This window comes from Pseudoxanthomonas suwonensis J47, from assembly GCF_000513955.1.
Taxonomy (GTDB): Bacteria; Pseudomonadota; Gammaproteobacteria; order Xanthomonadales; family Xanthomonadaceae; genus Pseudoxanthomonas; species Pseudoxanthomonas suwonensis_C.
Genome location: NZ_KI911331.1, coordinates 238,531 through 264,258 on the forward strand (window position 1 = coordinate 238,531; position 25,728 = coordinate 264,258).

At 71.4% G+C, this 25,728-nt stretch carries 24 protein-coding genes; 4 read left to right on the forward strand and 20 right to left on the reverse strand.

Annotation, left to right across the window (positions count from 1 at the left end; genetic code table 11):
• The first annotated feature begins 129 nt into the window (after window positions 1–129).
• Window positions 130–348, forward strand: a complete 219-nt coding sequence (locus tag M503_RS0114495) for a DUF6522 family protein (RefSeq protein ID WP_028920135.1) — start codon at window positions 130–132, stop codon at window positions 346–348.
• 68 nt (window positions 349–416) lie between these two features.
• Here the strand turns inward: M503_RS0114495 and M503_RS0114500 are convergent, their stop codons facing one another.
• The 5 genes from M503_RS0114500 to M503_RS0114520 all read right to left on the reverse strand — a co-directional run bounded on the left by M503_RS0114500 (window position 417) and on the right by M503_RS0114520 (window position 5,250).
• Window positions 417–1,454: an aldo/keto reductase gene (locus tag M503_RS0114500; protein WP_028916767.1), complete on the reverse strand. Its 1,038-nt coding sequence runs from the start codon at window positions 1,452–1,454 to the stop codon at window positions 417–419.
• Window positions 1,455–1,577: 123 nt separating this feature from the next.
• Window positions 1,578–1,958, reverse strand: coding sequence for a VOC family protein (locus M503_RS0114505; protein ID WP_028920134.1), 381 nt, complete (start codon window positions 1,956–1,958; stop codon window positions 1,578–1,580).
• Window positions 1,959–2,081: 123 nt separating this feature from the next.
• Window positions 2,082–2,477 (reverse strand): GFA family protein, encoded by a 396-nt coding sequence (locus tag M503_RS0114510; protein WP_028920133.1) that lies wholly within the window; start codon window positions 2,475–2,477, stop codon window positions 2,082–2,084.
• A 321-nt stretch (window positions 2,478–2,798) separates the two neighbouring features.
• A complete protein-coding gene (gene alr, locus M503_RS0114515; RefSeq protein WP_028920132.1) occupies window positions 2,799–3,869 on the reverse strand; it encodes an alanine racemase in 1,071 nt (356 codons plus the stop codon).
• 70 nt (window positions 3,870–3,939) lie between these two features.
• Window positions 3,940–5,250, reverse strand: coding sequence for a D-amino acid dehydrogenase (locus M503_RS0114520; protein ID WP_037061525.1), 1,311 nt, complete (start codon window positions 5,248–5,250; stop codon window positions 3,940–3,942).
• A 154-nt stretch (window positions 5,251–5,404) separates the two neighbouring features.
• Between M503_RS0114520 and M503_RS0114525 the strand changes: the two genes are divergently transcribed.
• Window positions 5,405–5,899, forward strand: coding sequence for a winged helix-turn-helix transcriptional regulator (locus tag M503_RS0114525; protein ID WP_028916763.1), 495 nt, complete (start codon window positions 5,405–5,407; stop codon window positions 5,897–5,899).
• Between the two features lie 265 nt (window positions 5,900–6,164).
• Here the strand turns inward: M503_RS0114525 and M503_RS0114530 are convergent, their stop codons facing one another.
• The 4 genes from M503_RS0114530 to M503_RS0114545 all read right to left on the reverse strand — a co-directional run bounded on the left by M503_RS0114530 (window position 6,165) and on the right by M503_RS0114545 (window position 11,018).
• The gene (locus M503_RS0114530) at window positions 6,165–8,345 is read right to left on the reverse strand and encodes a carboxy terminal-processing peptidase (protein ID WP_028916762.1); all 2,181 of its coding nucleotides are present in this window, start codon (window positions 8,343–8,345) and stop codon (window positions 6,165–6,167) included.
• Between the two features lie 163 nt (window positions 8,346–8,508).
• On the reverse strand, window positions 8,509–9,522 hold the full coding sequence (gene lipA, locus M503_RS0114535; protein ID WP_028916761.1) for a lipoyl synthase: 1,014 nt from the start codon (window positions 9,520–9,522) through the stop codon (window positions 8,509–8,511).
• Between the two features lie 504 nt (window positions 9,523–10,026).
• Window positions 10,027–10,752 carry a lipoyl(octanoyl) transferase LipB gene (lipB, locus tag M503_RS0114540; protein WP_081721072.1) on the reverse strand — a complete coding sequence of 242 codons (726 nt, stop codon included), beginning with the start codon at window positions 10,750–10,752 and terminating at the stop codon, window positions 10,027–10,029.
• The gene (locus M503_RS0114545) at window positions 10,740–11,018 is read right to left on the reverse strand and encodes a DUF493 family protein (RefSeq protein ID WP_028916759.1); all 279 of its coding nucleotides are present in this window, start codon (window positions 11,016–11,018) and stop codon (window positions 10,740–10,742) included. Before M503_RS0114545 ends, lipB begins: the two co-directional genes overlap by 13 nt.
• Window positions 11,019–11,182: 164 nt before the next feature.
• Between M503_RS0114545 and M503_RS0114550 the strand changes: the two genes are divergently transcribed.
• Window positions 11,183–12,232 (forward strand): lipid A deacylase LpxR family protein, encoded by a 1,050-nt coding sequence (locus M503_RS0114550; protein WP_028920129.1) that lies wholly within the window; start codon window positions 11,183–11,185, stop codon window positions 12,230–12,232.
• 75 nt (window positions 12,233–12,307) lie between these two features.
• Here the strand turns inward: M503_RS0114550 and M503_RS0114555 are convergent, their stop codons facing one another.
• The 9 genes from M503_RS0114555 to M503_RS0114595 form a co-directional block, all read right to left on the reverse strand.
• Window positions 12,308–13,219: a CsgG/HfaB family protein gene (locus M503_RS0114555; RefSeq protein WP_428992225.1), complete on the reverse strand. Its 912-nt coding sequence runs from the start codon at window positions 13,217–13,219 to the stop codon at window positions 12,308–12,310.
• Window positions 13,220–13,492: 273 nt separating this feature from the next.
• Window positions 13,493–14,713: a D-alanyl-D-alanine carboxypeptidase family protein gene (locus M503_RS0114560; protein WP_028920127.1), complete on the reverse strand. Its 1,221-nt coding sequence runs from the start codon at window positions 14,711–14,713 to the stop codon at window positions 13,493–13,495.
• Between the two features lie 109 nt (window positions 14,714–14,822).
• Window positions 14,823–15,971, reverse strand: a complete 1,149-nt coding sequence (locus tag M503_RS0114565) for a septal ring lytic transglycosylase RlpA family protein (protein ID WP_028920126.1) — start codon at window positions 15,969–15,971, stop codon at window positions 14,823–14,825.
• Window positions 15,968–17,098 (reverse strand): lytic murein transglycosylase B, encoded by a 1,131-nt coding sequence (gene mltB, locus M503_RS0114570; protein ID WP_028920125.1) that lies wholly within the window; start codon window positions 17,096–17,098, stop codon window positions 15,968–15,970. Before mltB ends, M503_RS0114565 begins: the two co-directional genes overlap by 4 nt.
• A 79-nt stretch (window positions 17,099–17,177) precedes the next feature.
• Complete coding sequence (rodA, locus tag M503_RS0114575; protein WP_028920124.1) at window positions 17,178–18,299, reverse strand: rod shape-determining protein RodA; 1,122 nt, start codon at window positions 18,297–18,299, stop codon at window positions 17,178–17,180.
• Complete coding sequence (gene mrdA, locus M503_RS16615; RefSeq protein ID WP_081721078.1) at window positions 18,296–20,581, reverse strand: penicillin-binding protein 2; 2,286 nt, start codon at window positions 20,579–20,581, stop codon at window positions 18,296–18,298. The genes rodA and mrdA overlap by 4 nt, the downstream gene beginning before the upstream one ends.
• A 13-nt stretch (window positions 20,582–20,594) precedes the next feature.
• Window positions 20,595–21,080 carry a rod shape-determining protein MreD gene (gene mreD / locus M503_RS0114585; RefSeq protein WP_028920123.1) on the reverse strand — a complete coding sequence of 162 codons (486 nt, stop codon included), beginning with the start codon at window positions 21,078–21,080 and terminating at the stop codon, window positions 20,595–20,597.
• Window positions 21,077–22,120, reverse strand: a complete 1,044-nt coding sequence (gene mreC / locus M503_RS16620) for a rod shape-determining protein MreC (protein WP_081721073.1) — start codon at window positions 22,118–22,120, stop codon at window positions 21,077–21,079. Before mreC ends, mreD begins: the two co-directional genes overlap by 4 nt.
• 105 nt (window positions 22,121–22,225) lie before the next feature.
• Window positions 22,226–23,272 (reverse strand): rod shape-determining protein, encoded by a 1,047-nt coding sequence (locus M503_RS0114595; protein WP_024869983.1) that lies wholly within the window; start codon window positions 23,270–23,272, stop codon window positions 22,226–22,228.
• 298 nt (window positions 23,273–23,570) lie between these two features.
• Between M503_RS0114595 and M503_RS0114600 the strand changes: the two genes are divergently transcribed.
• Window positions 23,571–24,506 (forward strand): carbohydrate kinase family protein, encoded by a 936-nt coding sequence (locus M503_RS0114600; protein ID WP_028920122.1) that lies wholly within the window; start codon window positions 23,571–23,573, stop codon window positions 24,504–24,506.
• A 205-nt stretch (window positions 24,507–24,711) separates the two neighbouring features.
• On the opposite strand, the gene M503_RS0114605 is transcribed toward M503_RS0114600, so the two are convergent.
• Both M503_RS0114605 and M503_RS0114610 read right to left on the reverse strand, forming a co-directional pair.
• Window positions 24,712–24,960 (reverse strand): hypothetical protein, encoded by a 249-nt coding sequence (locus M503_RS0114605; RefSeq protein WP_028920121.1) that lies wholly within the window; start codon window positions 24,958–24,960, stop codon window positions 24,712–24,714.
• 22 nt (window positions 24,961–24,982) lie between these two features.
• Window positions 24,983–25,723: a hypothetical protein gene (locus M503_RS0114610; protein WP_051414651.1), complete on the reverse strand. Its 741-nt coding sequence runs from the start codon at window positions 25,721–25,723 to the stop codon at window positions 24,983–24,985.
• Window positions 25,724–25,728 lie beyond the last annotated feature (5 nt).

Below are 25,728 nucleotides of genomic sequence, written 5' to 3' on the forward strand. Positions count from 1 at the left end.
GGTGATCGCTGTCGCGGCCGGGTCGCGGGGGCCGCCGCCGGTCCTGCCGCCGAATGGCCGTCACCTGACCGGGATCAAGGCAGAGGCGGCCACCGGCGGCGATCCTGCGGGTCAGGACGGGACCGGCGCATGCCTTCACCTCAGCTGGAAATCGACGGCCGCCAGGTCGCCCGCGCGCTCGACCTGGACGTGGACAGCTTCCGCCGGCTGATGGACGACGGCCGGATCGCGGTGCTGTGCGAGCGCGGCACCGGCGAGGACGCCGGCACCTGGCGTGCCTCGTACTACTACCAGGGCCGGCGGGCGCGCTTCCCGGTCGATGCGCGCGGCCGCATCCGCCCGGCCTGAGCACGGGCGGATGCACCGCTGCACCGGCAGGGCCGGGCAAGCCCGGCTCCCGCGTCGGCGCGTACGGCTCAGTCAAGCGGCGTCGGGTTGCGGTACTTGAACGCGGACTGGTGCCAGTACGGATACGGCTTCTGCACCTCGCTGGCGGCATCGAGCCTGGCCACCTGCGCGGCGGTGAGGTTCCAGCCCACCGCGCCGAGGTTCTGCTTCAGCTGCTCCTCGTTGCGCGCGCCGATGATCACGCTGGACACGGTCGGCCGTTGCAGCAGCCAGTTCAGCGCCACCTGCGGCACGGTCCTGCCGGTTTCGGCGGCGACCTCGTCCAGCGCGTCGACCACGCGGAACAGGTATTCCTCAGGCACCTGCGGGCCGGAGTCGACCGCGGTCTGCGAACGCAGGCGGCTGGATTCGGGCAGCGGCTGGCCGCGGCGCAGCTTGCCGGTGAGGCGACCCCAGCCCAGCGGACTCCACACCACCGTGCCCACGCCCTGGTCGTGCGCCAGCGGCATCAGCTCCCACTCGTAGTCGCGGCCAACCAGCGAGTAGTAGGCCTGGTGCGCCACGTAGCGGGTCCAGCCGTAGCGGTCGGCGGTGGCCAGCGACTTCATCAGGTGCCAGCCGGAGAAGTTGGACACGCCCAGGTAACGGATCTTGCCGGCCTTCACCAGGTTGTCGAGGGTCGACAGCACTTCCTCCACAGGCGGGCGCGCGTCGAAGCCGTGCAGCTGGAACAGGTCGATGTAGTCGGTGCCCAGCCGCTTCAGCGCCGCGTCGACCGCGTTGATCAGGTGGTAGCGAGAGGAGCCGACCTGGTTCTCGCCCTCGCCGAAGCGGAAGGTGGCCTTGGTCGAGATGATCAGCGAGTCGCGCGGGCGGCCCTTGATCGCCTCGCCGAGGATCGACTCGGCCGCGCCTTTCGAATACACGTCGGCGCTGTCGAACATGTTGAGGCCGGCCTCCAGGCAGATGTCGACCAGGCGCCGCGCTTCGGCGACGTCGGTGCTGCCCCAGGCGCTGAACAGCGCGCCGCTGCCACCGAAGGTGCCGGTGCCGAAGCTCAGGACGGGGACGCGGAAGCCGGAACGGCCGAGATAGCGGTATTCCATGGAAGTGTTCCTCGGGGGAGTAGGGTCCAGGCGCGACATTTCACTCCCTCGCGGCGGCACCGCCAAGCCCGCCGGTGGGATGCTGGGTTGCCGGCGGTCGCACCGCCGCACGGCGACGCCGCATCACATGCCCGGTGCCGGCTGCCACAGTTCGATCTTGTTGCCTTCCGGATCGACCACCCAGCCGAACCTGCCCTGCTCCGACTCCTCGGTCCTGTCCAGCACGTTGCAGCCTTCGCTGCGCAGGGCGGCCAGCAGCGCGTCCAGGTCGGCGACGCGGTAGTTGATCATGAAGGAGGCCGTGCCCGGTTCCATGTACCGGGTGTGCTGCGCGAACGGACTCCACACCGTGATCCCGGCCTCGCTGCCCTCCCCGCCCCAGCGGAACAGCGCGCCGCCCCAGCCGGTGACGTCCAGGCCCAGGTGCTTCGCGTACCAGGCGCCCAATGCCGCCGGGTCCTTCGCCTTGAAGAAGATGCCGCCAATGCCGGTGACGCGTTTCATGAGGCGTCCGATTGCTGTGTCGTAGGGGGCGGGGCTTGCCCCGCTGCTGTTCCTGCCACGTCGTTCCGGCAGGCGCGGGAGTCGGGCAAGCCCGACTCTACAGGGGGCGCGGCGGCAACGGGTTCAGTCGAGCTCTTCGATGCTAGGTGGCAACTGCACCCATGCATGCCGGCGCACGCCGTAGACCGACACCGTCGGCGGCGGGAAATCCGGATCGGCGAACGCGCCGACCGGGATCGCCACCGCGTCCGGCAACGCATCCATCAGGTAATAGACCGTGTCGCCGCACACCGGGCAGAAATGGAAGCGCGCCGTGGTGCCTTCGTCGCCGATGCGCGGGTATTCGCTGCTGCGCCCGCTGACCTCCACCGCCTCCGCCTGGAACCGCGCCTGCACCGCGAACACCCCGCCGCTGCGGCGCTGGCAGGCCAGACAATGGCAGATCGAATTGCGCAGCGGCTCGCCGCGCACGCGGGCGCTGAGCTGGCCGCAGGTGCAGGAGGCCAGGCGTTCGGTCATCGCAGGTTCCTCCGGAAGGTCGCCAACCGTCGATGCTGCGCGCCTGCGACGGCATGCGCAACCGCAGCTTCGAATCCGTCGGCGAGATCGAAGCCCGCCGCCGCGCGGTTCTGTCCGTTGGAATGATAGGTCGCGCGCATCGACTGCAGCCGGACCTCGAGCAGGCGCCCGGAGCCGCGCGGTTGCGCTTTCCGGATCGCTGGCTCCCTCATGGCCGCACATGGGGTACGGCCGGCGCTGTTCGATTGTGTGTGTGGTGCGGTGCCGCCGGTCACGGCACCCGCATGCAGGCACCGCGCCCGGCGTGCGGGCGCGCGACGCTCAGCCGCGGTACTCGAGCGGCACGCGCTTCACCGCGCACAGCAGGCGGTAGCTGCTGGTCTGGCTGTGGGCGACGACTTCGGCGGCCGGGACCTGGTTGCCCCACAGCTCGACGTGGCTGCCGACACCGGCTTGCGGGTGGTCGGTGAGGTCGACGGTAAGCATGTCCATCGACACGCGGCCCGCGAGCCGGCCGGGGCGGCCGTCGATCGCCACCGGCGTGCCGTTGACCGCGAACTGCGGATAGCCGTCGGCATAGCCCATCGCCACCACGCCGATGCGGGTCGGGGCCTGGGTGACGAAGCGTGCGCCATAGCCCACCGGCTCGCCGGCAGGCAGCTCGCGCACCGCGATCACCTTCGACTCCAGCGTCATCACCGGGCGCAGCTGCGACGCCGGTTCGTGCGCCTGCGCGAACGGCGAGACGCCGTAGAGCATCAGCCCCGGCCGCGCCCAGTCGGCGCGCGCGTCGGGCCAGCCCAGCAGCGCCGGCGAGTTGCAGATGCTGGTCTCGCCGGCGAGGCCGGCGGTGGCCGCGGCGAAGGTGGCCAGCTGCTCGCCGGTGCGCGCGCAGTCCAGCTCGTCGGCGCGCGAGAAGTGGCTCATCTTCACCGCCACCTCGACGTGCGGCAGCGCCTGCAGCCTGCGCCAGGTGTCGGCGTAGGAAACGGCGTCGATGCCGACGCGGTGCATGCCCGAATCCAGCTTCAGCCACACGCGCAGCGGCCGCGGCAACGGGGTGCGTTCCAGCGCTTCGACCTGCCACGGCGCGTGCACCACCGTCCACAGGTCGTGTTCGAGCAGCAGCGGCAGTTCGCTGGCTTCGAAGAAGCCTTCCAGCAGCAGGATCGGCTTGCGGATGCCGGCCTCGCGCAGCACCAGCGCTTCCTCGATGCAGGCCACGGCGAAGCCGTCGGCTTCCGGCTCCAGCGCGGCGGCGCAACGCACGGCGCCGTGGCCGTAGGCATCGGCCTTCACCACCGCCAGCGCGCGGCCGCCGCCGAGGCGGCGCGCCAGGCGGTAGTTGTGGCGCAGGGCTTCCAGGTCGATCAGGGCGCGGGCGGGACGCATGCGGGGGAACAGCTCCTGTCGTTCCGGCGCGCGTGGCGCGCCGGGCATCGGGTTCGGGGGAAAACCCGGCTTACCGCGACATTGTCGCCGGAATCGGCTCGCCGCCGGCATCGGCGACGGTGCTGCCGCCGTAGCGCGAGATGTCGAGGCCTTCGCGGCTGATCTGGGTCGGGCGGTGGGCGATCACGTCGGCCAGGTAGCGGCCGGAGCCGCAGGCCATGGTCCAGCCGAGTGTGCCGTGGCCGGTGTTGAGGTACAGGTTGCGCAGCGCGGTCGGGCCGACGACGGGGGTGCCGTCCGGGGTGGCCGGCCGCAGGCCGGTCCAGAAATCGGCGCGTTCGATGTCGCCACCCTTCGGGTACAGGTCGCGCACGCACTTCTCGAGGGTGGCGCGGCGGCGCGGATCCAGCGACAGGTCGAAGCCGGAGACCTCGGCCATGCCGCCGACGCGGATGCGGCGGTCGAAGCGGGTGATGGCGATCTTGTAGGTCTCGTCGAGCACGGTGGAGACCGGGGCCATCGCCGCGTCGGTGATCGGGATGGTCAGCGAGTAGCCCTTCAGCGGGTACACCGGCAGGCGGATGCCCAGCGGCTTGAGCAGCTTCGGCGACCAGCTGCCGAGCGCCAGCACGTAGCGGTCGGCGGTCTCCAGCTTGCCGTCGATGCGCACGCCGGTGACGCGCTCGCCGTCGGACTCGATCGCCTCGATGTTGGCGCCGTAGCGGAACTCGACGCCGCGCAGGCTGGCCAGCGCGGCCAGGCGCTCGCAGAACAGCTGGCAGTCGCCGGTCTGGTCGCCGGGCAGGCGCAGGGCGCCGGCGAGCAGGTCGCCGGCGGCGGCCAGCGCCGGTTCGACGCGGGCGATACCGGCGCGGTCGAGCACTTCGTACGGCACGCCGGCCTCTTCCAGCACGGCGATGTCGCGGGCGGCGGCGTCGAGCTGGGCCTGGGTGCGGAACAGCTGGGTGGTGCCGAGGCGGCGGCCTTCCCAGGCCAGGCCGGTCTCCTGGCGCAGCTCGTCCATGCAGTCGCGGCTGTACTCGGCCAGGCGGACCATGCGCTCCTTGTTCACCGCGTAGCGGCCGGCGGTGCAGTTGCGCAGCATCTGCGCCAGCCACAGGTACTGGTCCGGGTCGAGGGTCGGCCTGATCGCCAGCGGGGCGTGCCTCTGGAACAGCCACTTGAGCGCCTTCAGCGGTACGCCGGGTGCGGCCCAGGGGGAGGCGTAGCCGGGCGAGATCTGCCCGGCGTTGGCGAAGCTGGTGGCACGGGCCGGGCCGGCCTCGCGGTCGACCACGGTCACTTCGAAGCCGGCGCGCGAGAGGTACCACGCGGTCGCCACCCCGATCACGCCACTGCCCAGAACCAGAACGCGCTGCATCGTCTCTTTCCTCTATTCAGGCGCTTCCACTGCATGAATGGGGGCGGCGCCGGCAATGCGCGCATTGTATTGGTGGTTTCGTGGCGATTTTTTCCGTATTTTGTCGGTGAACCAGTTGTTCTTCCTGCCAGAAACGCTTCCAGCGGAGGTTTCCATGCCCAGTCCACGACCGGCCCGCCAGCGCGAGCTGGACCGCATCGACCGGCACATCCTGCGCATCCTCCAGCAGGAGGGGCGGATCTCCTTCACCGAGCTGGGCGAGCGGGTCGGGCTGTCGACCACGCCGTGCACGGAGCGGGTGCGCCGGCTGGAGCGCGACGGGGTGATCGAGGGCTATTACGCGCGGCTCAATCCGCACCACCTGGAGGCGGGCCTGCTGGTGTTCGTGCAGATCAGCCTGGCCTACAAGTCCGGCGACATCTTCGAGGAGTTCCGACGCGCGGCGCTGAAGCTGCCGAACGTGCTGGAGTGCCACCTGATGTCGGGCGACTTCGACTACCTGATCAAGGCGCGCATCTCGGAGATGGCGTCGTACCGCAAGCTGCTCGGCAGCAGCCTGCTGACCCTGCCGCACGTGCGCGAGTCGAAGAGCTACATCGTGATGGAGGAGGTCAAGGAGACGCTGGCGCTGGAGGTGCCGCCGGTGTAGCGGCGGTCATGCCGCGTCTTCGGATTCGTTCCGGTCGTGGCTTCGTTCGCTGCCCCCCTCACACGGCGGGAGGGACTATCGGCCGCGCCGCTGTTGTAGAGCGGGGCTTGCCCCGCTGCTTTTCACGACGGTCGGGACATCAGGTGTGGGAGCCGGGCAAGCCCGACTCCACGGGAGGCGGATCCGTCGGTGCCGGGCCCGGGGCAGCACAAAGGGAAACGGCGGCCGATGGCCGCCGTTTCCAGGTCGCGTCAGGGCGCCGGGGTCATTCGGCCCAGCGGATCGCCGAGGCGGTCTTCGGCAGGACCTGGGCGGTCAGCGGGCGGTCCTCCTCGAGCAGGCCGATGGCGTCGGCCAGGATCGCGGCGGCTTCGCGCTGCAGCGGGTCAGGGCGCTTCTCGGCGGCCTTCTCGCGCTCGGCGTCGCGGACCACGTCGCGCTCGGCGGCGGTCAGGCCGTCGTCGAAGTCCTCGGCCAGCGGGTCCAGGTCCAGGCCCTTGGCCTTGCGGATCGCCTGGCGCTCCTTGCGCTGGGCTTCCTGGCGGTCGCGCTCGGCGCGGCGCTCGGCCTCGTTGAGCGAGAGGTACTTCTTCGCCGCCTCGGCGCGATAGTGCGCCACGTCCTCGCTCCACCAGCGGAACTCGAGGTCGTCGGCGATGCGCTGGGCGTGCAGCTGCTGCAGCTGCGGCAGCAGCGGGGCGAAGTTGCCGTAGCGCGCGTGCGGGACCGCGGCGATGCGGGTCCACGGCAGCGCGTTGTCGTAGGTGCTCTCGCCGAACTCGTTGGCGTCCACGCTCAGCGGATAGGCGATGTCCGGGACCACGCCCTTGTTCTGGGTGCTGCCGCCGTCGGCGCGGAAGAACTGGGCGATGGTCAGCTTCACTTGGCCGTAGCGCGGGCCCTCGCCGGCGGCCGGCCAGCGGTCCAGGTCGAGCAGGTTCTGCACCGTGCCCTTGCCGAAGGTGGTCTCGCCGATGATCAGGGCGCGGCCGTAGTCCTGCATGGCGCCGGCGAAGATCTCCGAGGCCGAGGCCGAGCCGCGGTTGACCAGCACCGCCAGCGGGCCTTCCCAGGCCACGCCCGGGTTGCGGTCGCTGTAGACCTGCACGCGGCCGCCGGATTCGCGCTGCTGCACCACCGGGCCCTGGTCGATGAACAGGCCGGTCAGCTGCACCGCCTCGTCGAGCGAGCCGCCGCCGTTGTTGCGCAGGTCCAGGACCACGCCGTCCACGCCCTTCTGCTTGAACTCGCCGAGGATGCGGGCGACGTCGCGGGTGGCGGAGGTGTAGTCGGTGCCGTTGCGGCGGCGGCCTTCGAAGTCCTGGTAGAACGCCGGCAGCTCGATCACTCCGATCAGGCGCTGCGCCGAGCCGTTCTGCGCCGGGATCGTGTAGGTCTTGCTCTTGGCGGCCTGCTCGGCCAGCTGCACGCGGGCGCGGGTGAGCACCACGCTGCGGTGCCCGCCGTCGATGCCGCTCTCGGCCGGGATGTACTCCAGGCGCACCTGGGTGCCCTTGGAGCCGCGGATCTTGCCGACCACGTCGTCGATGCGCCAGCCGATCACGTCCTCGACCGGGCCCGACTTGCCCTGGCCGACGCCGACGATGCGGTCGCCGGGCTTGAGCGTGCCGTCCAGCGCGGCCGGGCCGCCGGGGATGATCTCGCGGATCACCACGAAATCGTCCTGGCGCTGCAGCTGCGCACCGATGCCTTCCAGCGACAGCGACATCTGCTGGTTGAAGTTCTCGGCACTGCGCGGGTTGAGGTAGGCGGTATGCGGATCGACCGAGGCGGTGTACGCGTTGAGGAACAGCGTGAACACGTCCTCGCTCTTGAGCTCGGCCACCGAACGGGAGACCTGCGCGTAGCGCTTGTCGAGCGTCTTGCGGATCTCGGCCGGCTCCTTGCCGGCGAGCTTCAGCCTCAACCAGTCGTTCATCACCGACTTGCGCCACACGTCGTCCAGGGCGGCGGCATCCGGCGCCCAGGGCTTGTCCTTGCGGTCGTACTCCCAGCGCTCGTTGCCGGTGAAGTCGAAGTCCTGCTTCAGCAGCTTGCGCGCATGCGCCACGCGCTGGTCCACCCGCTCGCGGTAGACGGCGAACATGGCGAAGGCCGCCGAGGGATCGCCCTGGCGCACCGCGTTGCCCAGCTGGTGCCGGTACGGCTCGAAGCGGGCGATGTCGGCCGCGGTGAAGAACTGCTTGTTCGGATCCAGCGCCTCGAGGTAGCGGCGGAAGATGTCTTCCGACAGCGCGTCGTCGGCCGGGCGCGGGCGATAGGCCAGGCGGCTGTCCGACAGCACGCCGTAGACCATCTTGGAAATGGTGGCCTGGTCCGCGGTGGGCGCGACCGCGACCTGGTCCTTGCCGTCCGTGCGCGCCAGCAGCGCGAGCGGGGACAGGAGCAACAGGGCAAGCAGGGGGGCGGCGAATCTGCGGTTCATTGAGTACTCGTGGCCGGCGTCAGGCCGGTCGGGACAGGCTGCTGGGGGCTGTGACCGGGAAACAGTGCCGGAAGTTGCCGTGGCCTGTTTCCGCCGGTCAGCTGCAGGCTAGCTCCCGCGGCGTACGGAAAAGTGAACGGAACCGCCGGGGCCGGGACCGGACTCAGGCCGCGACCCCGGCGCCGGCCGCCTGGCGGTCGGCGTGGTAGGACGAACGGACCATCGGCCCGGAGGCGACGTGGCTGAAGCCCAGCTCGTAACCGTAGGCCTCCAGCGCCTTGTATTCCTCCGGCGTCCAGTAGCGCAGCACCGGGTGGTGGTGCACGGTCGGCTGCAGGTACTGGCCGATGGTGACCATGTCCACGTCGTGCGCGCGCAGGTCGCGCAGGGTGGCCTGCACCTGTTCCAGGGTCTCGCCCAGGCCGAGCATGATCCCGGACTTGGTCGGGATCGACGGATGCCGGGCCTTGAACTCCTTGAGCAGGGTCAGCGACCACTGGTAGTCCGCGCCCGGGCGCACGTTGCGGTACAGGTCCGGCACCGTCTCGATGTTGTGGTTGAACACGTCCGGCGGGTTCTGCGCCAGGATCTCCAGCGCCCGCTCCATGCGGCCCTTGCCGCGGAAGTCCGGGGTCAGGATCTCGATCCGGGTGCCCGGCGAGCGCTCGCGGATCGCGGTGATGCAGTCGACGAAGTGCTGGGCGCCGCCATCGCGCAGGTCGTCGCGGTCCACGCTGGTGACCACCACGTACTTCAGGCCCATGTCGGCCACGGTGTTGCCGAGGCTGGCCGGCTCGTTCGGATCCGGCGGCTTCGGGCGGCCGTGGGCCACATCGCAGAACGAGCAGCGGCGGGTGCAGACCTCGCCGAGGATCATGAAGGTCGCCGTGCCGTGGCCGAAGCACTCGTGGATGTTCGGGCAGCTGGCCTCCTCGCAGACCGTGACCAGGCGGTTCTCGCGCAGCTTGGCCTTGAGGTTCTGCACGGCGTTGCCCGACGGGATCCGCACGCGGATCCACGACGGCTTGCGCAGCACCGGCGCATCGGCGAACTGGACCGGCGAACGGCCGATCTTGTCGCCGCCGAGCTGCTTGGCGCCCGCCTCCAGCGGCGCGGCCGACGCGGCGTTCTCGGACAGGACCTGGAGCGGGATCGTGCGGGGGGCGGGCGTACTCATGGCGCCTATTGTAGGCCGCAGGCGCCCCCGGCGCCCGGCACGGCCGGTTACGGGGGTGAAACGGGGCGTGGCGGTGGATGGAACGGCTAGGGACGGCGATTCGCCCCGCCGGGGCGTGAAGGTGTCGGCCGGGCCTCGCGGGCGCAAGCGCGCCACCTGCGACCGGGCCGGCTGCAGGCAACCGACCCTCTCCCCCCGGCCTGTCTCCCTCTGGAAGAAGGGATCAGCAACGAAGCCACGACCCAAACGTGCCGGAAGACGCGGTAGCGCGAAAAAGCGTCTCGCTGAACGATGCGTCCAGGGCGCTGGCGCGTGGCGACGCGCCAGACGGCGCCGGCGCCCACCTTCAGTCCCTGCGCGGACGCGGAACCGCGCGATGCGGCGTACCCCCGCGCTGCCGCGGCTCCGTCCGAAGCCCGCTCAACCCAATGCCGTTGCTTTTGCCGTTTCTGTTGCTGTTGCTGTTGTCCTTGCTGCTGTCACGGGAACAACAGCGAGCGACCGTCAGCCCGCCAGCTGCGCCGGCAACCCGTCGCGCGCCTGGAGTTCGAGGCCGAACTGCCGCGCGATCTGCTCCAGCAGCACCGGCTTGACCGCGTCCATCGACGACGGACCGCCCAGGTCCTGCAGCGACGTCACCTGCAGGCCCTGGTAGCCGCAGGGATTGATCCGGTGGAACGGCTCCAGGTCCATGCCGATGTTGAAGGCCAGCCCGTGGAAGGTGCAGCCGCGGCGCACGCGGATGCCCAGCGCCGCCACCTTGGCCCCGCCGACGTAGACGCCCGGCGCGCCTTCCCTGCGTTCGCCACCGACATTCCACTCGTCGAGCGTGTCGATGATCGCCTGCTCGATCCGGCACACGTATTCGCGCACCCCGATCCCGATACGGCGCAGGTCCAGCAGCGGATACAGCACGATCTGCCCCGGCCCGTGGTAGGTCACCTGCCCCCCGCGATCCACGTGCAGCACCGGGATCCCGCCCGGCGCCAGCACGTGTTCCGGCTTGCCCGCCTGGCCCAGGGTGAAGACCGGCTCGTGCTCGACCAGCCACAGCTGGTCGGCCGTGTCCTCGCCGCGCGCATCGGTGAAGGCCTGCATCGCCCGCCACACCGGCTCGTAGGGCTGCCGTTCCAGGTCGAACACCGTCGCCGGCAACGGCGCGCGCGCGCGCGCCGGATCGCTCGCGCCATCCCGCGGCGCAGGGCAGGCCGTCGCGTTCACAGCGTCCACTTCACTTCGGGGTGGTCGCGCAACGCCTGGTGGGCGCGGTCGTACTGCTCACGGCTTTCGGCACGGAAGCCGAAGCGCACGGACACGTACTTGCCGTTGGAAGAGTGCTTCCACTGGATGCTCTCTTCCAGCACTTCCACGCCGGCCTCGCCCAGCAGCTTCGGCAGTTCGGTCTCCAGCCCCTTGTCGGCCGCACCCATCGCGCTGAGCTCGAAGGTGCCCGGGAACTGGAAGCCGTGCTCGGGATTGTCAGAACGGATTTCCATTGCGGCATTATCGGGCCGCCTCCCGGCAAACCCAACCCCGCTGCGACCGGCGGTCGGCCACCGCATGAAACGCAGCGGTGCGCACGGCGGGCTGGTGGCACCCCGCCCACTCCCCCATGGTCTGCCCCGCTCCGCGCGCTGCGCGCCCACGGAATCCCCACCACATGCCACCTGTTTTCCGCCATCCCCTGGCAGCCCTGGCCCTGGCGGCCGCCACCCTCCCCGCGCACGCGGCCGACCGCTGCCAGGACAACGTGCTCCGGCAGACCCCGCCGGCGGTGAATTTCCGCGTCGACAACGACCTGTTCGGCGGCCAGGACCAGGGCTATACCAACGGCGCGCAGCTGACCTTCGTGTCGCCGAACCTGAAGGACTACACCGACGACCCCTGCCTGCCGCGGCTCGCGCGCTGGGCCAACCGCCACCTCGAACGCCTGCAGCCGGGCCGCTTCGACCAGCAGAACATGGTCTTCTCGGTCGCGCAGAAGATCTACACGCCCACCGACTACACCCGCCGCGACCTGGTCGGAGACGACCGGCCATACGCGGCGGTACTGCTGGCCAGCTTCGGCTACAACGCGCGCAACGACTCGCAGCTGGCCACCACCCAGCTGCAGCTCGGCGTGGTCGGCCCGGCCGCGCTTGGCCGCCAGGTGCAGGACGCCGTGCACAAGCTCACCGACAGCGAGCGCTTCCTCGGCTGGGACAACCAGCTGCGCAACGAGCCGGTGGTGCGCCTGGTGCACGAACGCATGCGCCGCTGGCCGCGCGATGCCGGGGCCGACGAAGGCTGGGGCTGGGACGCGATCACCCACTGGGGCGGGGCGGTCGGCAACCTCAGCACCCATGCCAACGCCGGCGCCGAAGTGCGTTTCGGCTGGCGCCTGCCCGACGATTTCGGCAGCACGCCGCTGCGCCCGGCCGGCGAGAACACCGCCCCGCCCGCGCGCGGACGCCATCCCGGCTGGTCGGCGCACCTGTTCCTCACCTCGGATGCGCGCTGGGTGCTGCGCGACATCACCCTGGACGGCAACACCTTCCGCAGCAGCCACAGCGTCGACCGGAAGCCGCTGGTCGGCGAGGTCGGCTATGGCGTGGCGGTGATGCGCGGACGCTGGAAGTTCGCCCTGGCGCGCTACCACGGCGCGCGCGAGTTCGAGGGGCAGAAAGAGCGGCCGGTGTACGGCAGCTTCACCATCAGCCGCATGCTCTGAGCGGCGATCGCCGGAAACGCGAACGGGGCGGCACCAGGCCGCCCCGTCCCCGCGTCATCTGCCGCTGGTGCGGGCTTACTTCGCCAGCTCGGTCATCGTCGAGTTGACCCAGCCCTTGTTGCCCAGCTCGTCTTCCACTTCCCACATCTGGCCGTCCTTCTCGCCGGTGGGATACAGCAGCATGCCCGGATCGAGCTCGCGCACCGCCTTGCCGGTGCCCTTCGAGTTCGCCAGCAGGCGCGCCGGCCTGGTCACGCGCAGCGCCTGGGTGACATTGGCCTCCGAAGCGCTCTCGGGCAGGCCGCCCAGCTGGGCGATGATGTCGGTATAGGCCTGCAGGTAGGCCAGGGTGATGACCTGGCCGATCTCGGTGTTGGCGTAACCGCCGGCACCGGCCGCACCGAAGCCGCCACCGCTGAACAGGCCGCCGCTGGCGCCCCAGCCGATATCGGTCTTCTTGGCGCTGCCCTCGGCCATCGCCACCTGCTCCGAGGAGCGCACATCGGTGATGGTGAGGACCACGTCGGCGGTCTTCTTCTTGAAGTTCAGGCCGCCGATCAGCGCGCCGGCGTTGCCGCCGACCAGGCCGCCGATCAGGCCGCCGATGGCGTTGCCGCCGGCGTTGCTGTTGGTCGAGACCAGGTCCGGAACCATCACGTAGTCGGCCGCCTTGATCTGGCCCTTGCCGATGTTGGAGCCGCGGCGCAGGTCGCCCTCGGAAGCCAGCGCGCGCTCGGCCTGGGCGGCGGCCATGCCGGCGCCGCGGTCGACGAGGGTGAAGCAGCGCGACTTGTTGACGAAGACCTTGATCAGCTTGGACGGCGCCGGCAGCTGCTGGCCGGTCCACCAGTTCACCGCATCGTCCGGTTCGATCACCGAGATGGTGCCCAGCGGCTTGGCGCACACCGGGATCTGCGCGGTCTGCTGCTTGCGCTGCTCCTGCGCGCTCTGGCGCTGGGCCGAAGCCGGACCCGCCACGCACAGCATGACGGCCAGCAGGCCGACGGCCGAGGCGACCGCCCCGGAATTCCCTTTACGCATGTCGATTTTCCCCACTCTGGTTTGGATAGCGACGGGTCGCCGCGGCCACCGATCCATCGAGGCCATCCCTCCCCTCGCCGGGCAATCATAGATCACGCGAATGGGCCGGACACCCGGCCATTGGACACAAGGCCATTGGTCAGGGTGCCCAGGGGCCGGAAACGCGACAGCCGGCTTGCGCCGGCTGCCGGGGGTCCCACACGGAAGGGGCGGAGCCGCTTACTCGGACTCCCACCACATCCAGAACGCGTCCCACAGGCGCTTGAAGAAGCCGCCCTCTTCCACCGCCGACACCGCCACCAGCGGCGCCTGGGCCAGGACCTGGCCGTCCAGGGCGACCTTGACCGTGCCGATCTGCTGGCCGGCCTCGATCGGCGCCACCAGCGACCTGGGCACTTCCATGGTCGGCTTCAGCTCGGCGTAGCGGCCGCGCGGCACACTGACCAGCAGCGGCTCGGCCACGCCCAGCTGGACCTGGTCGGCCTTGCCCTTCCACACCTTCAGCTGTGCCACCGGCTTGCCCGGCTCGTAGAGCCTGTGGGTCTCGAAGAAGCGGAAGCCCCAGTTGAGCAGGGCCAGGCTGTCGTCGGCGCGCTGCTTCTCCGAACCGGCGCCCATCACCACCGCGATCAGGCGCTGGTCGCCGCGCTTGGCCGAGCTCATCAGGCAGTAGCCGGCACCGGAGTGGTGGCCGGTCTTGATGCCGTCGACGCTGGAATCGCGCCACAGCAGCAGGTTGCGGTTCGGCTGGGTGATGCCGTTGACCGTGAATTCCTTGATGGAGTTGTAGGCGTAGGACTCCGGGTAGTCGCGCACGAACGCGCGGCCCAGCAGGGCCAGGTCACGGGCGGTGCTGAAGTGCTCCGGCGCCGACAGGCCGTGCGCGTTGACGAAGTGGCTGTTCTTCATGCCGATCTTCGCCGCGTAGCTGTTCATCAGGTCGGCGAAGGCCTCCTGGGTGCCGGCCACGTGCTCGGCCAGGGCGATGGCTGCGTCGTTGCCCGACTGCACGGCCATGCCCTTCTCCATGTCGACCAGCGACGCGCGCTGGTTGACCGGGAAGCCGCTGAAGCTGCCGTCGGTGCGGGCGCCGCCCTCGCGCCAGGCGCGCTCGCTCATCAGCACCTGGTCGTCGGGCTTGACCTTGCCGTTGGCCATCTCGGCGGCGATCACGTAGGCGGTCATCACCTTGGTGATGCTGGCCGGCTCGACGCGGGCGTCGACGTTCTCGCCAGCCAGCACCTGGCCGGTGGCGTAGTCCATGACCAGCCAGGCGCTGGACCTGGCGGGGGCCGGCGCCGCGGGGATGGCGACGGTGGCGGGCGCCGCGGCGGCGGGTTGCGCGGGGGCCGGTGCCGGCGCCTGGGCGATGGCCAGGCCGACGGCGAACGTCGAGGCCAGCGCGACGGCGAAGACGCCAGTGGCGGAACGGAACTTCATGTGGACGGGGACTCCAGCTGGGCCGGCGCGGGCGCCGGCAGGACGGACAGGGCGCCTGCGTGGATGGCGGCGCAAGGGGGAGATTGTAAGCGGCCGCCGCGGCGCGGCCTCATTCGCGGACCAGCTGCGGCGCACCGAAGCCCAGACCGGCGATGCGCCCGGCGAGTTCCGCGGCGTCGTCGCTGCCGGCGGCGACCCGCAGCCGCCACATGGTGCGGCCACCGGCGACCACGTCGTCCAGGCGGGCCCCGGCGATGCCGGCGGCGATCAGGCGTTCCAGCGCGCGGCGGGCGTTGTCGAGGCTGGAGAAGCTGGCCACCTGCAGGACCTGGCCTGGCGAAGCGGGGGCCGGCGCAGCCGTCGCGGCGCCCGTTACCGGCGCCGGTGTGGCGACTTCGACCTTCGGCGTCGCCACCGGGGTGACCTGGACCGGCGCCTGGGCGAAGCTGCCGGTGGTGGACGGCAGCGCCTGCACCAGCTGGTCCAGGCCGGTGGCCGGCGTCGCCGGCGAGGTGACGGCGGCGCTGCCGCTGCCCGTGGCGCGCGTGGCGCCCGCCGGCGCCGCGGCGACCGGATTGCCTTCGTCGCCCGGTTCCAGCGCGCGCACCTCGACCCGCCCGGTGCCGCGGGCGACGATGCCCAGCTTCACCGCGGCCGCGTAGCTGAGGTCGATCACCCGGCCGTCGTGGAACGGACCGCGGTCGTTCACCCGCACCACCACCGACTTGCCGTTGTCCAGGTTGGTGACCCGGGCGAAGCTGGGCAGCGGCAGGGTCTTGTGCGCGGCGGTGAAGGCGTACATGTCGTACACCTCCTGGTTGGAGGTGCGGCGGCCATGGAACTTGGCGCCGTAGTACGAGGCGATGCCCTGCTCGACGTAGCCGCGCGGGCGGTCCATCACGTAGTACTGCTTGCCCAGCACGGTGTAGGGCGAGCGGTTGCCGACCGGCGAGCGCGGTTCGGCCACGACCAGCGGCTCGGGGATGCAGTCGACGTTGGGGATGTAGTCCGGCGTGGTGTCCTTCACGCCCGGCTTGTACAGGCCGCCGGCGACGTAGTCGCCCCGGGTGGAAGGATCCTCCTCCGCCGGCCTGTACGGCGAGACGCCGGTACAGCCCGGCGGCAGCGCCGCGGTCGCGCCATGGCCCGCGTGCCCGGACACCGCCGTGCCGTGCGGTCGCCCGTGCCCGTCCTTCTTCGGCGCGCTGCCGCAGGCGGCCAGGCCGAGGACCAGCAGCACCGGCAGCCAGCGTTTCATGCCGGCGGCAGCTCGCGTCCGGCGATCGCCTCCGACAGCTGGAACACCGCCATCGCGTACATCTTGGAGATGTTGTAGCGGGTGATCGCGTAGTAGTTGCGGAAGCCGAGCCAGTACTGCGGCCCGGCGCTGCCTTCCAGCGACACCGGCGTGGCGGTGGCGCCGGCCGGCACCGGCTGCCGGGCGCTGTAGCCGCGCGCGGCCAGCGATTCGAGGCTGTGTTCCGGCGTCCAGTCCTCGGGATTGAACGGCTCGCGGCCCTCGGCCAGGGTGGCCGGCACCGCGATCGGGCCGCCGGCGACCCAGCCGCCCTTCTCCACGAAATAATTGGCGATCGAGGCGAACACGTCGTCGAGGCTGTTGAACAGGTCGCGGCGGCCGTCGCCGTCGCCGTCGACCGCGAACTGGCGGTAGCTCGACGGCATGAACTGGCCCATGCCCATCGCCCCGGCGTAGCTGCCCTTGAGCGCGGTGATGTCCAGCCGCTCCTCGCGACCCAGCGCGAACAGCTGCGCCAGCTCGTCGCGGAAGAACAGCTCGCGGCGCACCTCGCGTTCGAGCCTGGCCGGATCGCCGCTGCGCGGATAGCGGAAGGCCAGCGTGTACAGCGCATCGAGCACGGAGTACTTGCCGGTGTTGCCGCCGTAGCTGGTCTCCACGCCGATGATCGCCACGATCACCTCGGCCGGCACGCCGGTTTCGGCCTGCACCTTCTCCAGCGCCGCGCGGTTCTTCGCCAGGAAGGCGCGGCCGCCGTCGATCCGCGCCTGGGTGATGAACATCGGCCGGTATTCGTGCCACGGCTTGACCCGCTCGGCCGGGCGCGACATCGCCGCGACCACGCTGTCGAGGAAGTTCGCCTTCGCCAGCGTCGCCTCGATCTCCGCGGCGGGAATGCCGAAGCGCGCGGAGGTGTCGCGGACGAAGTTCGCGCGCGCGGTCTCGAACGGCACCGGGGTCAGGTCCACCGCCGGCGCGGCGGTCTTTTCGGGCGCGGCTTCGGCCGGCACCGACGCCGGGGGCGTGGACACCGGAACGGACGCGGGCGGAGAGGCGAGCTTCGCGTCCTTCGGCACGCAACCGAACAGGACGAGGGCGAGCAGGCCGGTCAATGCGGGCTTCATCATCGTCGGCAGATTAGCATCGCCCGCAGGGGCGCGGAACCGCGTTTTCCGCGGCGTTCAGCCGCGCCGCGCAGGTCGTCACTCAGCGGTAGCCGTGCACCGGCCGGTGCGTGCGCACCGCCATCACCAGGCCCAGTCCGGCCAGCAGCGATACCGCCGAGGTACCGCCGTAGCTGAGCAGCGGCATCGGCACGCCCACCACCGGCAGCAGGCCGGAGACCATGCCGCCGTTGACCAGCACGTAGACGAAGAAGGCCAGGCCCAGCGAGCCGGCGAGCAGGCGCGCGTAGCCGTCGCGCGCCTCCACCGCGATCCACAGGCAGCGCCCGACCACGAACAGGTACAGCGCCAGCACCGTGGCCACGCCGATCCAGCCGAATTCCTCGCTGAGCACGGCGAAGATGAAGTCGGTGGTCTGCTCCGGGATGAAGTTCAGGTGGGCCTGGCTGCCCTCGCCCCAGCCCTTGCCGGTGAGGCCGCCGGAACCGATCGCGATCTTCGACTGGATGATGTTCCAGCCGGTGCCCAGCGGGTCGCGTTCGGGCTCGAGGAAGGTGAGGATGCGGTCCTTCTGGTACGGCCGCAGCAGCCAGAACCAGGCCACCGGCGCCACCGCGGCCACGCCGCCGACGGCCACGCCGACCCACCACCACGGCAATCCGGCCAGCAGCAGCGCGAACACGCCGCTGGAAGCGATCAGCATCGCCGTGCCGAAGTCCGGCTGCAGCAGGATCAGCCCGGTCGGCACCGCGACCAGGAGGCCGGCGACCAGCACCGTGCCCACGCGTGGCGGCAGCGGCCGCAGGTGCAGGTACCAGGCCACCATCATCGGCAGGGTGATCTTCAGCAGCTCCGACGGCTGCAGGAAGAACACGCCCAGGTTGAGCCAGTGCCGGCCGTGCTTGCCGGTGCCGATCAGCAGCACCGCCAGCAGCGGCAGCAGCGACAGCGCGTAGACCGCCGGCGACCAGGCGCGCAGCCGGACCACCGTCATCCGCGACAGGCCCCACATCGCCATCAGGCCGATCGCGAAGCGCGCGCCCTGCGCCTTCACCAGGGCCGGCCCGTTGGTCGGCCCGCCGGCGCTGTACAGCACCGCCAGGCCGAAGCCCATCAGCGCGCCCAGCGCCAGCAGCAGCGGCCAGTCGATGGTGCGGGTGATCCGCCCGAGCATCTCCAGCAGCCAGCGCAGGAAGTCCCTCATCGGGCGTCCTCCTGGGCTTCGACCGGGGCGGGCGCGTCGGCCGGCGGCGCCACCGCAGCCGGCTTCGTCGCGGGCGTTGCCGTCGGCGTCGTTGCGGCAGGCACGGCAGGCGTGGCCGGCCGGCTTGCGGGCGCGGCCACGGCGCCGCCCTGGCGGCGGATCCATCTGCCGAAGGTGTTCGGCGAGGGCGTCGCGTCGGCCGCCAGCGCCGGCGTGCGGCCCTGGGCCGAAGTCACGGGACCTGCGGGCAACGCGGTCGCGCCGGCCGCCGCGACGCCGTTCGCCGGCGCCATCGCGGGCGGAGACGCCTGGGCGGGGGCAGCCGATGCGACGCCCGCCCCGGCGCCTGCACCGGCCGCCGCATCCGCAGGCGTGCAGCCGGCCGCGGCGTCGGCGCAGGCGGCGGCCGGTGCCGGTCCATCGATCGGCTCCAGTCCTTCCGGCAGCTTGCCCAGCAGCCAGGCGTCGAAGATCGCGCGGGCGATCGGCGCGGCGGTGCTGCCGCCGTAGCCGCCGCCTTCCACCGCCACCGCCACCGCGATCTGCGGGTCGTCGGCCGGCGCGTAGCCGATGAACAGCGCACGGTGGCGCAGGTGCATCGGCAGGCTGCGCGGGTTGACCGCGGCGGTGCCGCGGCGGCTGACCACCTGCGCGGTGCCGGTCTTGCCGGCGATCCGGTACGGGATGCCGACGCCGATCGGGCGCGCGGTGCCGCCGGGCCCGTGCACGGTGGCGATCATGCCCTCGCGCACCACCTGCAGGTTGTCCGGGCGCTCGCTGATCAGGGTCGGTTCCGGCTGCGGCAGCGGCGCCCACGGCGCGTCGAAGCCTTCGCGGCGCGCATCGACCAGGTGCGGCCGGCGCAGGCGCCCACCATCGGCCAGCGCGCCGGTGCCGCGCACCATTTGCAACGGGGTCACCTTCCAGTCGCCCTGGCCGATGCTGATGTTCACCGTGTCGCCCGGATACCAGCGCTCCTTGCGCGTCTTCATCTTCCACGCCGGGCCGGGCAGGATGCCGCTGCTCTCGCCGGACAGGTCGATGCCGCTGGGCTGGCCGAACCCGTACTTCGTCAGGTACTCGCCGATGCGGGCGATGCCCATGTCGAGGGCGAGCTTGTAGTAGTACGTATTGACCGAATCGGCGATCGACTTGCGCGCGTCGGTCCAGCCGTGGCCGCCACGGTGCGAATCGCCCCAGCCGCGGCTGGTGCCGGGCAGGTAGAACATGCCGGTGGAGAGGGTGCGGTCGTCCGGCCGGCGCGTGCCGCTGTCGAGGCCGGCCAGCGCCATGAACGGCTTCAGCGTCGAGCCCGGCGCGACGCCGCCAAGCACGGCGCGGTTGAACTGCGGGCGCGAGGGGTTGTCGGTCAGCGCCCGGTAGTCGGCGTGGGAAATGCCGTTGACGAACAGGTTCGGGTCGAAGCTGGGCAGGCTCACCAGCGCCAGGATCTCGCCGGTGCGCGGGTCCATCGCCACCGCCGTGCCTTCCAGCTCGCCGAACGCTGCCACGGTGGCGCGCTGCAACTCTGCGTCGATCGACAGGCGCAGGTCGGCGCCCGGCCTGGCCGGCACCCGGCCGATCGTGCGCAGCGCGCGGCCCTGGACGTTGGTCTCGATCTGCTCGTAGCCGACCTGGCCGCGCAGCAGGTCGTCGTAGGAACGCTCGATGCCGGTCTTGCCGACGTGGGTCAGTGCCGCGCCGGCTTCGCCCAGCTTCTCCAGGTCGTCCTCGTCGACGCGGCCGACGTATCCGACCACGTGCGCGAGCAGGTCGCCGTAGGGGTAGTGGCGGGTCAGGTAGGGCTGCAGCTCGACCCCGGGGAAGCGCCAGCGGTTGACCGCGAAGGCGGCCATCTCCTCGTCGCTCAGGCGCAGCTTCAGGGTGATCGGCAGGAAGCCGCGGCCGGCCTTGCGCTCGCGGTGGAAGCGCTCGATCTCGTCCTCGCCCAGCGGCACCACCTTGCCCAGTTCCCCGAGCAGGCGGTCGAGGTCGCCGGCCTTGTCCGGGGTGACGTCGAGGCGGAACGCCGGCAGGTTCTCGGCCAGCAGCCGGCCCTGGCGGTCGTAGATCATGCCGCGCGCCGGCACCACCGGGCGCGGGCGGATGCGGTTGGCTTCCGAACGGGTGGCGTAGTCGGCGTGCTGCACCACCTGCAGGCGGAAGTACCACGCCGCCAGCCCGACCAGGGCCAGGGCCACGGCAAGGAAGCCGAGCACGGCGCGGCGGCGGAACTGCTCGGCTTCCGCGTGCGGGTTCTTGACCTGGCGCCGGCTGCTCATCATCGCGCTGGCCTCAGTCGCGGCGCCGGCCCAGCCGCAGCGCGTCCAGCACCAGGAACAGCGGCGGCCACAGGACCACGCCCAGCGCCGGCGCCCACCAGTAGTTCCAGGGCAGCAGCGGCAGGCCCAGCGACAGGTGCACGGCCGCGTCGACGATGCGGTCGTTCAGCAGCAGCGCGCCGATCGCCAGCGCTTGCTGCGACAGCGGGAAGAAGCGCAGCCGCGCGCGGAAGCGCTGCAGGATGAAGGCCATGATCACCAGCCGCAGCGCGTGCTCGCCGAGCACGCCGCCGTAGGCGAGGTCGGCGACGATGCCGACCACGAAGGCCAGGCCGAGGCCGGCGCGCGAGGGCGTCTCGATCAGCCAGTAGGCCAGCACCAGCGCCAGCCAGAACGGACGCAGCGGCTGCAGCGCCACCGGCAGCGGCAGCAGGCCCAGCAGCAGGGCCACGAACAGGCTCGCCGGCAGCACCCAGCCGCCTTCGCGCAGGCGGCTCATCGGGCCTCCTCCGGCGGGGTGGCGGGCGGCGAAGCGGTGGCCGGCGCGGCCTTGTCGGGCGCGGCCGCCGGGGTCGCGGGACGCGGCGCCGGTCCCTGCCGGGGCGGCGGGCCGCCAGGCGTCGCGGTACCGGCGGCGTCCGCTTGGGCCGCGTCACCACCGGCCGCGGCCTCCGCGGCTTCGCTGGCCGCCGGCAGCTCCGGCGCCGGGCCGGTGCGCAGCAGCAGCACGTCGCGGCCGCGGTCCAGGTGCGCGGCCGGGGCCAGTTCGCCGACCAGGAAGGCCTGGCTCTCGTCCGGGCGCAGCGCGGTGATCGTGGCCACCGGGAAGCCCGGCGGGAAGCGCCCGCCCAGCCCGGAGGTGACCAGCAGGTCGCCGACCTGGACGTCGCGGTTGAGCGGCACGTCGTGCAGTTCCAGGCGGTCGCCGCGGCCGTAGGCGATCAGGCGCACGCCGTTGCGCGCGATCATCACCGGCACGGCGTGGTCCGGGTCGGTCAGCAACAGCACGGTCGAATGCACCGGCGTGACCTCGACCACCTGGCCGAGCAGGCCGCCGGCGTCGATCACCGCCTGGCCCTCGTGCACGCCCTGGCGGCTGCCGGCGGCCAGCACCAGGCGCTGCCGCGACGGCTCCAGGTCGATGTCGAGGATCGGCGCCAGCTGCACGTCCAGCCCGCTGCGCTCGACCACGCCGAGCAGGTCGCGCAGCTGGGCGTTGTCGATGGCGGCGTTGCGCAGCCGGGTCAGGCGCGCGTTGGCCAGCAGCAGCTCGTTGCGCAGCTCGCGGTTCTCCTCCAGCAGCGCCGAGCGCGTGGCCAGGTGGTCGCGCAGCGAGCCTCCCACGCGGCCGGGCAGCCCGGCCACCGCCCACACCGGCTGCGCCAGCAGGTTGGCCTGGGTACGGATCTGGCGCAGCCAGCCGCCGCGGTGGTCGAGCACCAGCAGGGTGATGGCGAGGGCGAGGTAGGCCAGCAACCGCAGCGTGCCGGCGGTATCACCGGGACGGGCGGCGGCGGCGGGTCCGGGAAAGGACGACACGGAAGGGGATCGGCGGTCGCGTGTTGGGCAGAGGCGAGTATGAGGGCGGACGGCATGGCGCGCCCGGCGTGTCCCCACCGCCGGGCACGTGGAACGCTACGCCGGTCAGTCCGGCGCGAAGAACTCGTTGCCGTGCATGTCGACCAGCTCCAGCGCGCGGCCACCGCCGCGGGCGACGCAGGTCAGCGGATCGTCGGCGACCTGCACGTGCAGGCCGGTCTCCTCGGAGATCAGCTTGTCCAGGTCGCGCAGCAGGGCGCCGCCGCCGGTGAGGACGATGCCGCGCTCGGCCACGTCGGCGCACAGCTCCGGCGGGGTCTGCTCCAGCGCCAGCTTCACCGCCGAGACAATCCCCGACAGCGGCTCGTGCAGCGCTTCCAGCACCTCGTTGGAGCTGATCTTGATCATCTTGGGCACGCCCTCGGCGAGGTTGCGGCCGGAGATCTCCAGTTCCTGGACCACGGTCTGCGGATAGGCGCAGCCCAGCTCGACCTTGATCCGCTCGGCGGTGGCCTCGCCGATCAGCATGCCGTGGTTGCGGCGCACGTAGTTGGTGATCGACTCGTCGAAGCGATCGCCGCCGATGCGCACCGAGGCCGAGTAGACGATGCCGTTGAGCGAGATCACCGCCACCTCGGTGGTGCCGCCGCCGATGTCGATGACCATCGAGCCGCGCGCCTCGGACACCGGCATGCCGGCGCCGATCGCCGCGGCCATCGGCTCCTCGATCAGGTAGACGTCGCGGGCGCCGGCCTCCTCGGCCGATTCCTTGATCGCGCGGCGCTCGACCTGGGTGGAGCCGGCCGGCACGCACACCAGCACGCGCGGGCTCGGGCGCAGGAAGCGCGACTTGTGCACCTTCTTGATGAAGTGCTTGAGCATCGCCTCGGTGTAGGTGAAGTCGGCGATGACGCCGTCCTTCATCGGGCGGATGGTGGTGATGTTGCCCGGGGTCCGGCCCAGCATCTGCTTGGCTTCCGCGCCCACCGCCGCCACCGAGCGGGTCCCCCCGATCGCCCGGTCCTGGCGCACCGCGACCACTGACGGCTCGTTCAGCACGATGCCCTGGCCGCGCACGTAGATCAGGGTGTTGGCCGTGCCCAGGTCGATGGACAGGTCGTTGGAGAACATGCCGCGGAGCTTCTTGAACATCGGGAGGGGCGATCCTGGGGGGCGGGAGGAAGGGGCCGGGAGGCGGCGCAGGAAGGGGCGCCGGTGGCGAAAAATTGGGCACGAAACTGGCCGGCTAGCCTAGCAACGGTACCGCACGCGGGCAAGGAAAAATCCGCGCTAAAACGGCGATTTCCGTCACCTGCGGGCACCCTCGCGGCGGTGCCGCCGGCAAGTCCGGGCTGGCCGCGCGGGGACGCAGCCGGTAACCTTTGCACCTGCGGTGCCGGTGCCGCCCGCGTTCCATGCCCGCCACCGGGCCTCCCCGAGCAGCCAGACGATGTCCACCCTGATCTGTGGTTCCCTTGCCTACGACACCATCATGGTGTTCCCGGACCAGTTCAAGAACCACATCCTGCCGGACAAGGTCCACATCCTGAACGTCTCGTTCCTGGTGCCGCGGATGCGCCGCGAGTTCGGCGGCTGCGCCGGCAACATCGCCTACAACCTGCACCTGCTGGGCGGCAAGCCGGTGCCGATGGGCACGGTGGGCTCGGACTTCGGCCCGTACCGCGAGCATTTCGAGGCCCTGGGCATCGACCTGTCGCGGGTCAAGGTGATCGAGGAGCTGTTCACCCCGCAGGCCTTCATCACCACCGACCACGACAACAACCAGATCACCGCCTTCCACCCGGGCGCGATGATGCGGTCCTACGAGAACCACGTGAAGGACGTGCCGGGGATCAGCCTGGGCCTGGTCGGTCCGGACGGGCGCGAGGGCATGCTGCAGAACGCCGCCGAGTTCCAGGAGATGGGCGTCCCGTTCATCTTCGACCCGGGCCAGGCCATGCCGCTGTTCAATGGCCAGGAGCTGCGCCAGTTCATCGAGCAGGCCGACTACGTGGTGGTCAACGACTACGAGTCCAACCTGCTGCAGGAACGCACCGGCTGGACCGACCGCGAGATCGTCTCGCGGGTCAAGGCCTACATCACCACCCAGGGCCCGCGCGGCGCGCTGGTGCACACCCCGGAGAAGACCTACGAGGTCCCGCCGGCGCACGAGCGCCGCGTGGTCGACCCGACCGGCTGCGGCGACGCGTTCCGCGCCGGCCTGATCTTCGGCATCGAGAAGGGTTACGACTGGCTGACCATCGGCCGCATGGGCAACCTGATGGGCGCGCTCAAGGTCGAGCACCCGGGCACCCAGAACCAGCGCTTCACCTTCGACGAGTTCAACGAGCAGTTCAAGCAGCAGTTCGGCTACTCGCTGGGCTGAGCCCTGCCGCCGGGGCCGTCTGTCGCGGTCCGACGCGTGTTCCACCCGCATCCGCTGGCCCCGCTCCGGGCAGGGACATGGGGCCCGCCGGGCATCCTCCACGCGATTCGCCCGACCCCTGTAGAGCGGGGCTTGCCCCGCTGCGCCCTACCCCGCCACATATCGGCCCGGCCCCTCCCGGCGTCCAGCCGGTCCGGCCCCGCGATCAGCCGCGCCCGCCCGGCGCTTCCGACGCGGCCCGTTCCAGCCAGGCCTGCAGGTCGCGGCGGCGCACGCCCTCGCGCTTCGCCTGGGCCAGCTTCTCCAGCATCCAGGCGCGCCGGGCCGGGTCGTCGCCGGCCATCGACAGGGCCAGGTCGCGGTCCATCCAGCGCCGCACCAGCACGAACAGGACCACGTGCATGGCCAGCGCCAGCAGGCTGACCACGCCCACCACGACGTAATCCCAATTCACCGCACGTCCCCCTGCGCCGCGCTCAGTCCCAGCCGGGCATCTGGCTGCCGTCCAGGCCGCCGACCTCGAACACCGCGGTGCGGGTGCCGCCGGCCTTCACCGGGAACTCGATCTCCAGCCGCTGCGCCTGGCGCATCCGCTTCCACAGACCGCGGTAGTCCTCGATGAACATGGCGATGGCCTCGTCGGTCTTCGGCCGCCACGCCGACATCGGCCTGGCCGCCGCGTCGTTGAACTTCACCTTGACCTTGCAGCCGCCGTAGCAGTCGAAGTCGCCGCCTTCCAGCACCAGGTAGGCGCTGCGCTTCCACTCCGGATGGTCGCGGATCACCAGCTGCACGGTCGCCGCCGAGCTGCCGCCGGTATCGACCGCGTCCTTGCTGAAGATCGCCGCGGTGCGCTGCTCGCCCTTGCCGGCGGCCACGCGCGCGTAGTTCCACAGGGTGGCCAGGCGACGCTGCTCGCGCGCGGCCTCGGCCCTGGCGGTGACCTCGGCCAGGCCGGGCTCGACCGCGGCCGCGGCTTCGCTGCCGGGGTACTGGGCCAGCAGCGCCGCGCCATGCACGCGCGCCAGCTCCCAGTTGTTCGCGGCCACCGCCGCCTCGTACTCGCCCTGCAGCCGGCTGGCGGCCTCCTCCCTGGCCTGGGCCTCGGCGGCGGCCTGGGCCTGGCGCTGGGCCTCACGGTCGGTGCAGGCGCCGGTGGCCAGCACGGCGGCGGCCAGCAGCGCGCCCAGGGCGAATCGGGACGGGGTCGGTTTCATCGATG

Bases quoted from the DNA above. Each gene is read 5' to 3' on its own strand.
- M503_RS0114495 (WP_028920135.1), top strand. From the start codon at position 130: ATGCCTTCACCTCAGCTGGAAATCGACGGCCGCCAGGTCGCCCGCGCG.
- M503_RS0114500 (WP_028916767.1), bottom strand. From the start codon at position 1,454: ATGGAATACCGCTATCTCGGCCGTTCCGGCTTCCGCGTCCCCGTCCTG.
- M503_RS0114505 (WP_028920134.1), bottom strand. From the start codon at position 1,958: ATGAAACGCGTCACCGGCATTGGCGGCATCTTCTTCAAGGCGAAGGAC.
- M503_RS0114510 (WP_028920133.1), bottom strand. From the start codon at position 2,477: ATGACCGAACGCCTGGCCTCCTGCACCTGCGGCCAGCTCAGCGCCCGC.
- alr (WP_028920132.1), bottom strand. From the start codon at position 3,869: ATGCGTCCCGCCCGCGCCCTGATCGACCTGGAAGCCCTGCGCCACAAC.
- M503_RS0114520 (WP_037061525.1), bottom strand. From the start codon at position 5,250: ATGCAGCGCGTTCTGGTTCTGGGCAGTGGCGTGATCGGGGTGGCGACC.
- M503_RS0114525 (WP_028916763.1), top strand. From the start codon at position 5,405: ATGCCCAGTCCACGACCGGCCCGCCAGCGCGAGCTGGACCGCATCGAC.
- M503_RS0114530 (WP_028916762.1), bottom strand. From the start codon at position 8,345: ATGAACCGCAGATTCGCCGCCCCCCTGCTTGCCCTGTTGCTCCTGTCC.
- lipA (WP_028916761.1), bottom strand. From the start codon at position 9,522: ATGAGTACGCCCGCCCCCCGCACGATCCCGCTCCAGGTCCTGTCCGAG.
- M503_RS0114545 (WP_028916759.1), bottom strand. From the start codon at position 11,018: ATGGAAATCCGTTCTGACAATCCCGAGCACGGCTTCCAGTTCCCGGGC.
- M503_RS0114550 (WP_028920129.1), top strand. From the start codon at position 11,183: ATGCCACCTGTTTTCCGCCATCCCCTGGCAGCCCTGGCCCTGGCGGCC.
- M503_RS0114555 (WP_428992225.1), bottom strand. From the start codon at position 13,219: ATGCTGTGCGTGGCGGGTCCGGCTTCGGCCCAGCGCCAGAGCGCGCAG.
- M503_RS0114560 (WP_028920127.1), bottom strand. From the start codon at position 14,713: ATGAAGTTCCGTTCCGCCACTGGCGTCTTCGCCGTCGCGCTGGCCTCG.
- M503_RS0114565 (WP_028920126.1), bottom strand. From the start codon at position 15,971: ATGAAACGCTGGCTGCCGGTGCTGCTGGTCCTCGGCCTGGCCGCCTGC.
- mltB (WP_028920125.1), bottom strand. From the start codon at position 17,098: ATGATGAAGCCCGCATTGACCGGCCTGCTCGCCCTCGTCCTGTTCGGT.
- rodA (WP_028920124.1), bottom strand. From the start codon at position 18,299: ATGAGGGACTTCCTGCGCTGGCTGCTGGAGATGCTCGGGCGGATCACC.
- mrdA (WP_081721078.1), bottom strand. From the start codon at position 20,581: ATGAGCAGCCGGCGCCAGGTCAAGAACCCGCACGCGGAAGCCGAGCAG.
- mreD (WP_028920123.1), bottom strand. From the start codon at position 21,080: ATGAGCCGCCTGCGCGAAGGCGGCTGGGTGCTGCCGGCGAGCCTGTTC.
- M503_RS0114595 (WP_024869983.1), bottom strand. From the start codon at position 23,272: ATGTTCAAGAAGCTCCGCGGCATGTTCTCCAACGACCTGTCCATCGAC.
- M503_RS0114600 (WP_028920122.1), top strand. From the start codon at position 23,571: ATGTCCACCCTGATCTGTGGTTCCCTTGCCTACGACACCATCATGGTG.
- M503_RS0114610 (WP_051414651.1), bottom strand. From the start codon at position 25,723: ATGAAACCGACCCCGTCCCGATTCGCCCTGGGCGCGCTGCTGGCCGCC.